Origin of the sequence: Pedobacter sp. SL55, assembly GCF_026625705.1 — a bacterium.
Classification (GTDB): Bacteria; Bacteroidota; Bacteroidia; order Sphingobacteriales; family Sphingobacteriaceae; genus Pedobacter.
Genome location: NZ_CP113059.1, coordinates 1,347,561 through 1,361,073 on the forward strand (window position 1 = coordinate 1,347,561; position 13,513 = coordinate 1,361,073).

The window sequence follows — 13,513 nt, forward strand, 5'->3', positions numbered from 1 at the left end:
CATCCAAATATTTTAGCTCTAGTTACAACAGAATAAATACTGTTGTTTAAAAATCAAAATGGTTTTTAGTAAATTTACTTTCTATAGTTTTTACAGTTGCTTTTAGAGCCATTGTAATGCGTAGCTATTTTAAATTTAGCTAAAATGAAGAAAGTAAAACTAGCGCTTTTAGGCGCAATCTTAGCCGTTACCTCCCTAACCTTAGCCTTTAAGGAAGATTTGTTTCAGGTTTCTAAAAACCTCGACGTATTTGCCTCGCTGTACAAAGAAATCAACATTAATTACGTAGAAGAAACCAACCCTGCTGACTTAATGAAACATGGTATAGACGCCATGTTGGGCAGTTTAGATCCTTATACAGAGTATGTTCCCGAGTCGGAAATTGAGGATTATAAAATGAAGTACATCAGTACCCAATATGGCGGTATCGGTGCTGGAACGTTAACGATTGATGGTAAGCTATTCGTCGACGAAGTTAGTGATGGGCATCCCTCCCAAAAAAATGACATCCGCCCGGGCGATCAAATTGTCAAAATTAACGGCATTGCGATAGAAGGAAAAGAAAGGTCTCAAATTAGCCAGTTATTGCGTGGGCCAAAAGGTACTCCTGTAGATTTAATCTTACTTAGAGATGGAAATACGATCAGTAAAACCATTGTAAGAGAAGAGATTAAACAGCCTAACGTATCTTATTCGGGTATGCTTAACGACCAAATTGGTTATATCCGTTTAGATAAGTTCTTAGAAAATTCTGGACAAGAAGTGAAAGAAGCTTTAGAACAAATCAATAAGCAAAAGCCCAAAGGATTAGTTTTAGATTTAAGAAACAATGGCGGTGGTATTTTACAAGAGGCCGTTAAAATTGTGAACCTTTTTGTAGATAGAAATGTTTTGGTGGTTACCCAAAAAGGCCGTAACCCAGAAAAAAGCATTACCTATAAAACCACCGTAAATGCCATTGCGCCAACCTTGCCTTTAGTGGTGCTCATTAATGGCGCTTCGGCTTCGGCATCAGAGATTGTGGCGGGCGCTATACAAGATTTAGAACGCGGTGTGGTGGTAGGCCAGCGTAGTTACGGCAAAGGCTTGGTGCAGCAAACCTTTAATTTGCCTTACAACAGTTTGGTAAAGGTAACGGTAGCTAAATATTATACGCCATCTGGGCGATGTATCCAAGCTTTAGATTATGCACACAAAAAACAAGATGGCACAGCAGAGAAATTTGCAGATAGTACCTTGAAAGCCTATACAACCAAAGCAGGAAGAACTGTGTATGATGGCAATGGTGTTTTCCCGGATGTGGAGGTAGCTCCAACTAAATATAGCCCAATTACCATTTCCCTGCTCACAAAAAACCTATTTTTTGATTATGCAAACTCGTTTAAAAAAGCCAATAAAACATTAGCCTCTGCTAAAGACTTTCAAATAACCGATGCCGATTATTCGCAGTTCATCGCATCGTTAAATAATAAAGTTTATAGCTACACCTCACGTTCAGAGCGCTTGTTAAACGAACTGAATAAAGAGGCCGAGAAAGAGAACAAGGCAGCCACGGTTAAGGCAGATCTAGAAGCTTTAAAAGCAAAAATGACCTTGGCCAAGAAAAACGACTTGACTACACATAAAGCCGAAATTAAGCGGGCTTTAGAAACACAAATCATCAGTCGTTATTTTCATGAAAAGGGAAGGATAGAGCAGTCTTTTCAATATGATAAAGAATTAGCCAAAGCTAAATTATTGTTCAATGACCAAGGCCAAATGCTAGCTATTTTAAAAGGAGAAGGTACCTATAAAACTATTGGTAGCCCAACTTTAAAAATTAGCGAAACTGATCATTAATAATATTACTTTTGCGCTCCCAACGGAGAGGTGTCAGAGTGGTCGAATGAGCAAGCCTGGAAAGTTTGTATACTCGCAAGGGTATCGAGGGTTCGAATCCCTCCCTCTCCGCAGAACCAGTTTCGGAAGAATGATATGTTTTTTCATTAAAAACATATCATTCTTCCGGGATAACCTACAAATATGAATTATTCTGTTGGTCTGGCTAAGTAACGATGGTATTAAGTACTGCTTCTAATAGCCCCAAATTACAATTCGTTTCCATATTATAGAGAAATACTCATTTTTAGAACGTATGTTTTTTATTAAATTTGTATATGGAGTTACTTAAAAAAGAACAAATTTTACAAGAGCTAACGGCTAGAAGTAGTGCGCTTGCTGCATTCGGCGTAGAGCAAATTGGTCTTTTTGGCTCATTTGTTAGGGATGAAGCTACTCAAGAAAGCGATATTGATTTGTTGGTTGAAATAAAAAAAGAGTTTAAGACTTTTAGAAACTTCTTAGCCCTAAATTACTATTTGGAAGAAATTTTTAACCGCAAAGTAGAATTAATCACAACACAATCTTTAAGTCCATATATAGGCCCTCATATTTTAAAAACGGTAGAATATGCATCTATCGCAAATTGATTTCCTCCTTCATATTTTAGATGAATGCAATTATCTCTTCCGAGAATATGAGGGAAATAGTTATGATGATTTTATAGAAAATGAAAGATTATCAAAAGCTATTTGCAGAAGTTTGGAAATTATTGGAGAGGCAAGTTCAAAACTACATCCAGATTTAAAATCAAAATATTCATTTATCCCTTGGAGAGAAATGAGTGATCTTAGAAACAGGATTATACATCATTACTTTGGTATTGATTATGATATTGTATGGGACGTGTTAAAGTCGGATATACCAGTGTTGAAGGAATCTATAGCGCTTCTGATAGCTAAAGAGCAAGAATAAGCTTGATGTTTTTTCATCTTTATTTAATCCCGCCATGCGCTTCTTATTTTTATAACTTTTCTAGTTGTTTAAAAAAGTGCTATAGATTTTGCGGTATGTATTTTCAATATCGCCGTAACCTGTAATATTTCAATAATTAACGGTCATATTATTTGTAAATTGCAAAAGCATCTTATTTTAGTTCATTATTTCTATTTCGAAAATGAAAAAACCTATATTAACCATTGCTACTATTTTAACTGTTTTTACTTTGAAAGCGCAAAATAAACCGCTAACCGAACAAGATTATGCCAGAGCCGAACAATTTTTAGGCTATAACATTGAACCTTTAGTAACCGAAGGAGCCAGTAGGCCAGTTTGGGTTGGAGAACAGTTTTGGTATTTGAGCAAAACTAATAATGGAAGTCAGTTTTTGTGGGTAGATCCGGTTAAAAAAACGAAGAAGCCGCTTTTTGATCATCAGCAATTGGCTGTGGCATTAAGTAAAGCAACAGGAAAAACCTACCAAGCAAGCAAATTGCCATTTCAAAGCCTAGCTTATGATACAGATGCAGCCACAATCAAATTTGTCGCAGAAGAACAATCGTGGGTTTACAATATCAATAACAATGCTTTAACCGAGAACAAAGCAAATAGCGCTGCACAAATGCGTGGAAGAATGGTTGCTACGCCAGAGACCATATCGCCCGATGGCAAAAAAGCCGTTTTTATTAAAGATTGGAACTTATGGGTAAAAGACATCGCCTCTAAAAAAGAAACCCAACTCACTTTTGATGGGGTAAAAGATTATGGTTACGCAACCGATAATGCAGGCTGGAAAACGAGCGATAGGGCTATTGTAAAGTGGTCGCTAGATTCTAAAAAGCTCGTTACCTACCAACAAGATCAACGTCATTTAAAGGATATGTATTTGGTTACTACCAACGTAGGTTCGCCAACGTTAAAAGCTTGGAAATATCCGTTGCCTGGCGATAAAGAGATTGCCAAACTGCGCAGGGTGGTTATTGATGTAGAAAATGCGAAAGTAGTAAGCCTGCAAATACCTTTGGATGAGCATAGGAGTTCGTTAAGCGACGACATTACCGAAGGCCCCCAGTTGGCAGATGTAGATTGGAATGCTGATGGCAGCGAGTTTGCATTTTTATCGACCTCCCGCGATCATAAAATTGCTAAATTACAAATTGCCAATGCTACTACAGGCGCCGTTAGAGAGGTTTTTACGGAAACCGTGAAAACGCATTTCGAATCGGGAGTAAACGCAATTAATTGGTGTTACTTGCCTAAAACTAACGAAATTTTATGGTACTCCGAGCGTGACAATTGGGGCCATCTGTATTTATACGATGCCAAAACCGGAAAAGTAAAAAATCAAATTACCAAAGGAAATTGGTTGGTAGGCCGATTGCTAAAAGTAGATGAAAAAAATAGGCTGCTTTATTTTACTGGCTACGGTAGGGAGCAAGGTAATCCATATTTTTCTTATTTGTATAAAATTGGTTTTGATGGTAAAGGCCTCACTTTACTAACTCCAGATCAAGGCAACCACCAAGTATCTTTCTCTCCTGGTTTTAATTACATCATAGATACCTACTCACAGCCCAACGTTCCCGGCGTTACTGTTTTAAGAGATATAAAAGGTAAAAAGATTGAAGAATTGGGCCGCACAGATATTACTAGGTTGCAAGAAAAAGGATGGAAAGCGCCAGATGTAGTGAAGTTAATTGCTGCCGATGGTAAAACGGATATCTATGGCTTGGTTTTTACACCAACTAAAATGGAAGCAGGCAAAAAATATCCAGTAGTAGATTATATTTATCCAGGGCCGCAGGGCGGAAGTGTGGGCAGTTGGTCGTTCTCGGCAGCTAGGGCCGACCACCAAGCATTGGCAGAACTGGGCTTTATTGTGGTTTTAATAGAAGGAACCAGCAACCCCATGCGATCAAAAAGTTACCACGATATGAATTATGGCAACATGGGCGAAAATACTTTGCCAGATCAAATTACGGCAATTAAGCAGCTGGCAGAGAAATATCCGATAGATTTAGATAAAGTTGGGATTTGGGGGCACTCGGGTGGTGGTTTTGCTACGGCTGCTGCGCTGTTCCGTTATCCAGATTTCTTTAAGGTTGGCGTATCGCAAGCTGGTAACCACGACAATAGAAATTACGAGGATGATTGGGGCGAGCGTTACAATGGTTTGCTAGAAAATTCAGATTATGAGGCGCAGGCCAATCAAAATTATGCTAAAAACCTAAAAGGAAAACTAATGCTGGCGCACGGAATGATGGATAATAATGTGCCTCCGTATAATGTGTACTTGGTAATTGATGCTTTAAACAAAGCTAACAAAGATTACGATTTAGTGCTTTTTCCGCATAGCGGACATGGTTTTGGTGCATACAACCCCTACATGATGCGCCGCCGCTGGGATTACTTTGTGAAACATTTACAAGGTGTAGCAACGCCGAAAGAATATAATTTGCGAGGGGCAAATCAAGTGCAGAAATAACTATGGTAGACTTACGAAGTTTTAAAACGGCGCAACTTGTGCCGAATTATCGGTAGCCCTCAACTTTACCTTGAAAATAATATAAGATAAAAGTTAAACTTCGTAAGTCTTTAATTAAATCATTTCTCTTTCACTGCCGCTACCATTTTTTCGGTAACTAGTTGTGTATTTTTATTGCCAAACGAATTTCTAATGTAGTTCATTACATCTGCAATTTCATCATCGGCAAAGCCAGATGGGGGCATGGCATTGTTATAGTCAACACCATTTACTTTGATAGCTCCACTCATCCCAAACTTAACGGCACGAATAGATTTTTCTGGGTACTTGGTTAAAAAATCAGCTTTTGCTAAAGGAGGAAAAGTGCCCTTTACACCTTCCCCATTTGCCAAGTGGCAAGTAATACAGCTTTCTTTATAAAGTTCTTTGCCTCTGGCCATACTTTTAGCTAACTCCTCTTGCGAATTAGAAAAGAAAGTTAAACCGTAAATTGCTCCGCAGGTTATTATTGTAATGATTTTCATTTAATTTACTCTTACCAAATTGATGCTGAAATAAATTCAGCATGACGATTTACTTATAAGATTATGCTTTAGGGCTAATTTTTACGATAGAACCAGCATTTTCTATCACTACATAGATATTGCCATCTGGCCCTTGTTTTACATCTCTCACTCTGCCAATTTTATCGAAGATGATCTCTTTCTTCACTACTTTATTGCCCTTTATTACCAAATGCTCCAAGTTTTGGAACTTCAACGAGCCTACCAGCAAGTCGCCATTCCATTCTTTAAACTTAGGGCTGTTTATGAAAGTCATTCCGCAAGGCGCAATAGAAGGTTTCCAATAAATTACTGGTTGTTCCATGCCAGGGGCTTCGGTTTTATCAGAGATGATAGAGTTGTCATAATCAATTCCGTAAGTAATTAAAGGCCAACCATAGTTTTTGCCTTTTTCAACAATGTTTAGCTCATCGCCACCTTGTGGGCCATGCTCATGCGCCCAAATGGTGCCATTGCTTGGGTGCATTACCAAACCTTGCGGGTTTCTGTGTCCGTAGCTCCAAATTTCTGGTAAAGCATCTTTAGTTTTCACAAACGGATTGTCGGTAGGGATTTTCCCATCCTCGTGCAAACGCACCATTTTGCCTTGCGCTTTGCTCAAATTTTGGGAGTTTTCTTTTTGTCCGCGTTCTCCTAACGATAGAAAAACATAACCTTTACTATCAAACAAGATTTTGCCACCAAAGTGAACGCCGCCTCTTACATTCGGACTTGCTTTATACAAATGCTCAATGTTCGTTAATTGATGTCCCTCCAATTTTGCACGCATTAAAGCCGTGTTTGCGCCGTTATCATCGCCAGCTTCGCCTTCTTTTTTAGGAGAAGAATAGCTGATGTAAATCCATCCATTTTCTTTATAGTTTGGATGTAGCGCCACATCTAACAAACCGCCTTGGCCCCGGTAATATACTTTTGGAATACCCGAAACCTCTTGCGGATCTAACACTCCTCCATTGATGATACGTAATTTCCCAGCCCTTTCCGTTACTAAAGCTCGGCCATCTGGCAAAAAAGCCATAGACCATGGCATATTTAAACCAGTAACTACGGTTTCTGATTTTAGATTTTTTTCGATAAGCTCCCCATTGCTAGAGGAAATATTGCAGTGGCTCATTAACAGGCCAGATGTGGCAACAACCGCTACCATCAAAAGTAGTTTTACAGGTTGCTTAAATTGAAGTTTCATATATTGAAAGATATTTTTTCAAGTGTGTTACATTAGCCTTATCATTCTCATTTGAATTTTAGGTAGGCTATTTCTTATGGTAATTTTTCTTAAAGATATTAAATTAGGCTATAGTTAGATGTAAGAAGAGCTTTACAAAAAAAAGCATGAATTAAATTTCATGCTTTCTTGTTTTTACTGGCCACGCTTGCGTTCATTGTCTTTATTTGATGTCTGATCGGATCGTTGACCGCCAGCATTGGTAATGCCGTTCATCTTTTTTTCTTGTCTTACGTCATGATGTGCCCTGTCGGCAATAGTGTCTTTATGCATGGAGCCGTTATTTTTTGGAAGATCTGTATTTTTCATCGTTTTAAAATTTAAGTGATTAAAAAAGGATTTATAACATAACCAAATTAACCTCATTTTGGTTTTTGATAAAAAGAAAAACCCTCGATAAGTACGTACTTACCGAGGGTTTCGATCTATGTTGAAACCGACTGGCGGTTAGAATTTTAAACCTAAACCTACTTGGAATACTTGGTTTTTAAATTCTGGCGTATTACGTTCGCCGTTTTCATTTGTTTTTTGGAAGTCTAGTGCATAGCGGCCGAAAATTCCAACTTTATCACTTAAATCTATCCTAGTACCAATAACACCAGCAAGAATGCTCTTTTTAAAACGATCAGATTCGTCTTCGATAATTTCTTGCTCTGAAGCGATAATACCATTCTCGAATTTGTTTTTAGTAGACATTAAGAAAGATACTTGCGGGCCAGCTACTAAATTAAAACCTGGCGCTAGCTTAATAGTTGCTAAAATTGGCACATCAATAAAGTGTGTGGTTTGTTTAAAAGAGCCACCCAAAGTTTCTGCTTTATAACCTTTGGTAGAGTACAAAAGCTCTGGAGTAAAAGCTAAATTTTCTAATAGCTTAATATCTAAGGTTACACCAGCGTTAAAGCCTACTAGGTAATCTGTTTTAAAGTCGTTGTTGCCATCGTCTTTAATGATGTTAGAAAAACTGGCACCACCTTTAACACCAAATTTGATTAAATTATCTGTTGACTGAGCGTTTGCGGTAAGGCCTGTAGCAAACAAACCTAATGCTAGGATAAGTATTTTTTTCATTTTTTTAATTATTTATGTTAATCGAATGAGCTATCTCAATCTGGATAATCTCTCTCAAATAAATGTGCCAATTAAAAAAATACAGGAATGATGAAATTAACTGTTACGCCTTTTTGGAGTGTGTAAAGTGCAGTTTTTTAGCGTTTTAAGAAAAATAAAATAACATTTGTTCGTTTAAGGTTTTTTGAAATTTAGTGTATCAAATTTAATACACTGTTGCTTCAAAAATTAACTGATGTGTATTTTTTACACGGCTTTCGAAAATTGTAATCTAAATAATTGGCAACAACAAATTGATTCCGCATCTTTAAAAGATTTTCCGCAGTAACCAGCAATTGCAAAAATCAACAATCAAAATTTTTAGCACAAAAATGAACAAAAAAATTCTTTACGCATTTGGCTTAATATCCTTTTTAACTGTAGGAAAGGCTAGTGCACAACAAGCATCTTATCTAGATTTACTAAAGCAACAACCCCACTGGGTAGACTCTGTTTTTAATAAACTAAGTACCAAGCATAAAATTGCACAACTGTTTTTTGTGAGGGCACATACCAATTTAAGTAAAGCCTATCAAGATTCGGTAGGTAAGGTAATAAAGAGAGAAAAATTAGGTGGCGTAGTATTTTTTCAAGGCGGACCTGTTAGGCAAGCCGTTTTAACCAATAAATACCAAAGCAAATCTAAAATCCCACTTATCATTTCTATTGATGGCGAATGGGGCTTGGGTATGCGCTTAGATAGTACCATTTCTTATCCTTACCAAATGGCTTTAGGAGCAGTACAAAATAAAGAATTGTTGTACAAAATGGGCTTAGAGGTAGCTAAAGACTTTAAACGCTTAGGCATACAGATGAATTTGGCGCCAGATGTAGATGTAAATAACAATGCAAAAAATCCGGTAATTAATTTCCGCTCTTTTGGCGAAAACAAATATAACGTAGCCGAAAAAAGTGCCGTTTATTTAAAAGGCATGCAAGAAGGTGGTTTGCTGGTAAGCATTAAACATTTTCCTGGCCATGGCGATACCGATGTAGATTCGCATTATGATTTGCCACAGCTTAAATTTACCAAAGAGCGTTTAGATACCTTAGAACTTTATCCGTTTAAAGAACTGATTAAAAAGGGGGCAGCAGGAGTAATGATTGCGCACATGAATATCCCCTCTTTAGATGCTACACCTAACTTGCCGTCTACTTTATCGAAACCTATTGTTACTGATTTGTTGAAAAACGAACTGGGTTTTAAAGGTTTGATTATTTCTGATGCAATGGACATGAAAGGCGTAACCAAATACTATAAAGATGGCGAAGCGGAAGTAATGGGTATAATAGCTGGTAATGATATTTTAGAGTTGGCGCACAATACCAAAGAAGCAGTAAAGAAAATAAAACAGGCCATTAAAGATGAGCGCATTAGCATGGAGCGCATTGATGAAAGCGTAAAAAAGGTGCTTATCGCAAAATATTGGGCAGGTTTAAACGTAAAACCGCAAATTGATGAGAACAATGTGGTAGAAGACATTAACCGCCCAGAAAGCCAAGCATTGGTACAGCAGCTTGCCGATGCCAGTGTAACTTTGCTCAAAAGTCGTGATGGCATTTCGAGCTTGACACCAAAGAAAAGAACAGTAATTATTAATGTTGGTACTACACAGGCAACTACTTTTCAAAACGAAATAGTTGGGACTTACAAAAATTCGATTGCATTTAATGTAGATAGAAATGCCAACGCAGCTACTATTGCAGGTATAATGAAACAAATTCAAGATGATGATCAAATTGTGATGGCCATTGTGGATACGAGAACGCGTCCGGGAAATAACATCCCTTTGGGTAAAGATGTGAAAGATTTAATCACAACTTTATCAGCCAGAAATGCAATGGTGGCTTTCTTTGCCAATCCTTACAACTTGGCCAACCTGCCAGGAATAGAAATGGCTAGATCTATTGTAGTAGCCTACCAAAAAGAAGATTTTATGCAAAAAGCTGCGGCGGCGGTATTTACTAAAAAATTAATGCCAACTGGAAAACTCCCGGTTACGGTAAATGGTTTCTTTAAGTACGGCGATGGCTTGTAACAGCTGAATATTTCTATATGCAAAGCCTCGAAAATTTTTCGGGGCTTTGTTTTTGTTAAAGTTTACAAGTTTTCCGTTCAATTGTATTAAATTGTCATTATACAAAGTTTGCCCATGGAACGTAAAGACGTAAAAATTTCTCGTAAGAAACCCATTTTTCCAGTTAGCGAAAACTTGCATAAGTATTTGCGTACGTACCAACGTGATGCCCGCCTTCCTATCAAGTATGAAGACTTGAAAGCCTTTACCGAAAGTTTTCCTATTATGGATAAGGATGGCAAAGACACGCTTTGGGAAAGCCCAATTTATGCGCAAAGCCAAATTGAAGAACTGCACAATGGCTTAAAAGTGATTTATGCGAAGCTAAAAGCATCGGGTAATTTGCGTATTGTAGAGCATAAGTATATTGATAGGATAGACTATTGCACTTTTGGTAACACGCACCCTTTTAGGATAAGAATTGTGAACCGTTTAAACGATGTTTACGATTATTTCTATGTGAAAAAGGCAGACTCATCCAGAATTTATGGCCTAGAATTGGAAGAAATTTTATCGCCCAACCAAGTGAATTATTTGGTTGATGGAGATACCATGATTGAAGAACATATTGTAGGCATACCAGGCGATGTATTTAACAAAGGAAAAATTTACCAAGACGATTTTAACCCCACCCGTATTGCCAAAGAATTTGTGAAGTTTAACGAACGTTGTTTGGTTACTTTGCTTGGCGATATGCGTTCGTATAATTTTGTAGTGCAAATTACGCCCGATTTTGATGATATCCAGTTCCGTATACGAGCTATAGATTTTGATCAGCAGTTTTACGAAGGAAATATTAAAGTGTACATGCCCCAGTTTTTTAAGGAGAACTTTCCGCTGGTAAAGTTATGTATGGAGCATCTTACCGAAAAAACGGTACAGCAGTATAAGCAAGAAGAACTTTCTTCTTTGGTTCATCGGGTGCGTAGCGAACGCCACCGACTGGCAGATTTGCGTGATGTGTCTTGTAAAGAGCAGTTAACTACACCCGAAAATATCATGAAATTAAAGCGAAGCATGGCAGAGTATTACCAAGAACCAGCTTATAAAGAATGTAAGAATATGACTGATATCATCGAGCTGAACTTGAAAAATATCATTAGGCAGGTAAAGTTGTGATTAAGAAACCTTATGAATTGGGTTTGACTATTAGCTGTTGACTTTTAAGCCGATGCTGAAATGAATTCAGCATGACGAACCGCTTATTTTCCGTCATGCTGACCTGTAGCGAAGCGGAAAGCTACGCAGTAAATTTATTTCAGCATCAGTTTTATACACCTTTATTAGTGACAGCATTAAGCGTGCTGTTCTTCGTGCACACCTTCGGCAAACTCTTCTACCATTTTATCGTTAAATGCTGGTATATCTTGCGGATTGCGGCTAGTTACTAAACCTTGGTCTACTACCACTTCTTGGTCTACCCAATTGGCACCCGCGTTAATTAAATCTTTCTTAATTGAGCTGTAAGATGTCAAAGTCCTTCCTGATACCACTTCGGCATCAATTAGTGTTTGCGGTCCATGGCAAATGGCCGCTACAGGCTTGCCTTGTTGGAAGAAATCTTTAACAAATGCCACTGCATTTTCATTTCCTCTTAAAGCATCTGGATTGATTACTCCTCCAGGAAGTAAAAGACCATGAAAATCATCGGCGCTTACTTGATCTAACGTGTTATCTACGGATATTTCCTTGCTCCACTCGTGATCTTTCATTCCCTTGATGCTTCCTTTTTTTGAAGAGATGATTTGCACGTTGGCACCTTCTTCTTTTAACCTATTAAGTGGTTCAAATAATTCTGATTCTTCGAAGCCATTTTCTGATAGAATGGCGATGTTTTTATTGCTTAACTTTCCCATTTTCTTTATGTATTTAATAAAACAATCTTATTTAATACAAGCATTTGCAAGAATTTGTTTTGGGAAGTTGGAATTGCTCTCGTGATTGCGAGGAGGAAATAATCTTAAAGCGAATTTATTGATCTTGGTTTTAGGATTGCTTTGCCGATAAATCGGTACATACTGTGCCTCTCAATGACAGGTAGACTTTAATCATTCGTTCTTCTATGCTTTAAAAAATAGAAACCTAAGTTAAAAGCAATTACCACGTGATTAATCACGTTAGCCACAAAACCATAGTAATGGCTAAAAATTTTAAAACGTTCTTTTAGGCTTTCGCGATGTTTTTGCTTGCTCATGCCACCAACCAAATATTTGGCAACATACAAGTGGGTATTTACAATGTTAGATGCTTTTTTGGCAATCTTGATGATCCAATCTATATCTGCGCTGTATTTGTAACGTAAATCATAAGGCTCTGTTAAGCTGCGTTTCATGTAAATTGCCTGATGGCTGATGCTCATGCCATATTTAAAGCTGCGCCAAGTAAAGGTTTCTGGTGCTTGGTGTCTGCGTTGCCCTAAACTATTCCAGTTTTCATCGTACATTTCGGTTTCGCCGTAGTAAATATCTGCATTTGGTGCTGTGGCAAAAACTTTTTCAACGGTATCCAAGTCATAAATTTCATCTCCAGAGTTCATAAACAAGACGTAATCGCCAGTGGCTTGTGTCAAACCTTTGTTCATGGCATCGTAAATGCCTTTGTCTTTTTCAGAAATCAGCTTTGCTAAACGGTTTTCGTATTTCTTGATGATTTGTAAAGTGCCATCTGTAGAAGCGCCGTCTATTACCACATATTCGATGTTTTTATAGCTTTGGTTCAATACCGAAAGCATGGTGCGTTCAATAGCTGCGGCGTTGTTGTAAACGATGGTAATTACAGATAGTTTGGGAAGCATATTGCAAGTTTAAGGATTAGTAGGGAAATTTTTTGCTTAGTAGTGGCGAAAATTATGTCGTCATTGCGAGGCACGAAGCAATCTCCGAGTTAGAAATTGATTTCATCATACAAATCTTTCCAATGCGGATTAATGCCTTTTATCAAAGTTATTTTAGCTAATCTGCTTCCTCCTTTAATTCTTTTTTCTTCAAAAATTGCTTCTTCTATTGTTGGATAAAAACAATAATAAACTAATTTTTCGCAGTTATATTTTGCCGTAAAACTATTTGGATAAATATGGTTTTTATGTTGCCAAATTCTATGTGCAATATCAGACGTTACACCAACATATAGCACCTTATTAGATTTATTGGTTAGAATGTAGACTAATCCGCCTCTTTGCATTTTTCGTTTTTGTGCTTTTAGGTTGGAGACTGCTTCGTGCCTCGCAGTGACGAAA

13 protein-coding genes and 1 tRNA gene are annotated in these 13,513 nt (G+C 37.6%); 7 read left to right on the forward strand and 7 right to left on the reverse strand.

Going from position 1 to position 13,513, the window contains the following annotated elements:
- Window positions 1–144 precede the first annotated feature (144 nt).
- From OVA16_RS06130 to OVA16_RS06150, 5 genes are all read left to right on the forward strand, one after another.
- Complete coding sequence (locus OVA16_RS06130) at window positions 145–1,839, forward strand: S41 family peptidase (protein ID WP_267764212.1); 1,695 nt, start codon at window positions 145–147, stop codon at window positions 1,837–1,839.
- A gap of 24 nt (window positions 1,840–1,863) precedes the next feature.
- A tRNA-Ser gene (locus OVA16_RS06135) sits at window positions 1,864–1,950 on the forward strand.
- 206 nt (window positions 1,951–2,156) lie between these two features.
- Window positions 2,157–2,468 (forward strand): nucleotidyltransferase family protein, encoded by a 312-nt coding sequence (locus OVA16_RS06140; RefSeq protein WP_267764213.1) that lies wholly within the window; start codon window positions 2,157–2,159, stop codon window positions 2,466–2,468.
- On the forward strand, window positions 2,449–2,793 hold the full coding sequence (locus OVA16_RS06145) for a DUF86 domain-containing protein (protein ID WP_267764214.1): 345 nt from the start codon (window positions 2,449–2,451) through the stop codon (window positions 2,791–2,793). The genes OVA16_RS06140 and OVA16_RS06145 overlap by 20 nt, the downstream gene beginning before the upstream one ends.
- A gap of 202 nt (window positions 2,794–2,995) precedes the next feature.
- Window positions 2,996–5,302 carry a S9 family peptidase gene (locus OVA16_RS06150; protein ID WP_267764215.1) on the forward strand — a complete coding sequence of 769 codons (2,307 nt, stop codon included), beginning with the start codon at window positions 2,996–2,998 and terminating at the stop codon, window positions 5,300–5,302.
- A 119-nt stretch (window positions 5,303–5,421) separates the two neighbouring features.
- On the opposite strand, the gene OVA16_RS06155 is transcribed toward OVA16_RS06150, so the two are convergent.
- From OVA16_RS06155 to OVA16_RS06170, 4 genes are all read right to left on the reverse strand, one after another.
- Entirely contained in the window at window positions 5,422–5,826 is a 405-nt protein-coding gene (locus OVA16_RS06155; protein ID WP_267764217.1) for a c-type cytochrome, read from the reverse strand.
- A 61-nt stretch (window positions 5,827–5,887) separates the two neighbouring features.
- Window positions 5,888–7,051: a PQQ-dependent sugar dehydrogenase gene (locus tag OVA16_RS06160; protein ID WP_267764218.1), complete on the reverse strand. Its 1,164-nt coding sequence runs from the start codon at window positions 7,049–7,051 to the stop codon at window positions 5,888–5,890.
- 174 nt (window positions 7,052–7,225) lie between these two features.
- Window positions 7,226–7,399 carry a hypothetical protein gene (locus OVA16_RS06165; RefSeq protein WP_267764219.1) on the reverse strand — a complete coding sequence of 58 codons (174 nt, stop codon included), beginning with the start codon at window positions 7,397–7,399 and terminating at the stop codon, window positions 7,226–7,228.
- A 138-nt stretch (window positions 7,400–7,537) separates the two neighbouring features.
- Complete coding sequence (locus OVA16_RS06170) at window positions 7,538–8,161, reverse strand: porin family protein (RefSeq protein ID WP_267764220.1); 624 nt, start codon at window positions 8,159–8,161, stop codon at window positions 7,538–7,540.
- 371 nt (window positions 8,162–8,532) lie between these two features.
- On the opposite strand from OVA16_RS06170, the gene OVA16_RS06175 reads away from it, so the two are divergent.
- Complete coding sequence (locus OVA16_RS06175; protein WP_267764222.1) at window positions 8,533–10,239, forward strand: glycoside hydrolase family 3 protein; 1,707 nt, start codon at window positions 8,533–8,535, stop codon at window positions 10,237–10,239.
- A gap of 114 nt (window positions 10,240–10,353) precedes the next feature.
- On the forward strand, window positions 10,354–11,397 hold the full coding sequence (locus tag OVA16_RS06180; RefSeq protein ID WP_267764224.1) for a hypothetical protein: 1,044 nt from the start codon (window positions 10,354–10,356) through the stop codon (window positions 11,395–11,397).
- A gap of 176 nt (window positions 11,398–11,573) precedes the next feature.
- Here OVA16_RS06180 and OVA16_RS06185 read toward each other — a convergent pair whose 3' ends face one another.
- The 3 genes from OVA16_RS06185 to OVA16_RS06195 all read right to left on the reverse strand — a co-directional run bounded on the left by OVA16_RS06185 (window position 11,574) and on the right by OVA16_RS06195 (window position 13,458).
- Entirely contained in the window at window positions 11,574–12,134 is a 561-nt protein-coding gene (locus OVA16_RS06185; protein WP_267764226.1) for a type 1 glutamine amidotransferase domain-containing protein, read from the reverse strand.
- Window positions 12,135–12,322: 188 nt separating this feature from the next.
- Window positions 12,323–13,072: a glycosyltransferase family 2 protein gene (locus tag OVA16_RS06190; RefSeq protein WP_267764228.1), complete on the reverse strand. Its 750-nt coding sequence runs from the start codon at window positions 13,070–13,072 to the stop codon at window positions 12,323–12,325.
- A gap of 89 nt (window positions 13,073–13,161) precedes the next feature.
- A complete protein-coding gene (locus OVA16_RS06195) occupies window positions 13,162–13,458 on the reverse strand; it encodes a GIY-YIG nuclease family protein (RefSeq protein WP_267764230.1) in 297 nt (98 codons plus the stop codon).
- Window positions 13,459–13,513 lie beyond the last annotated feature (55 nt).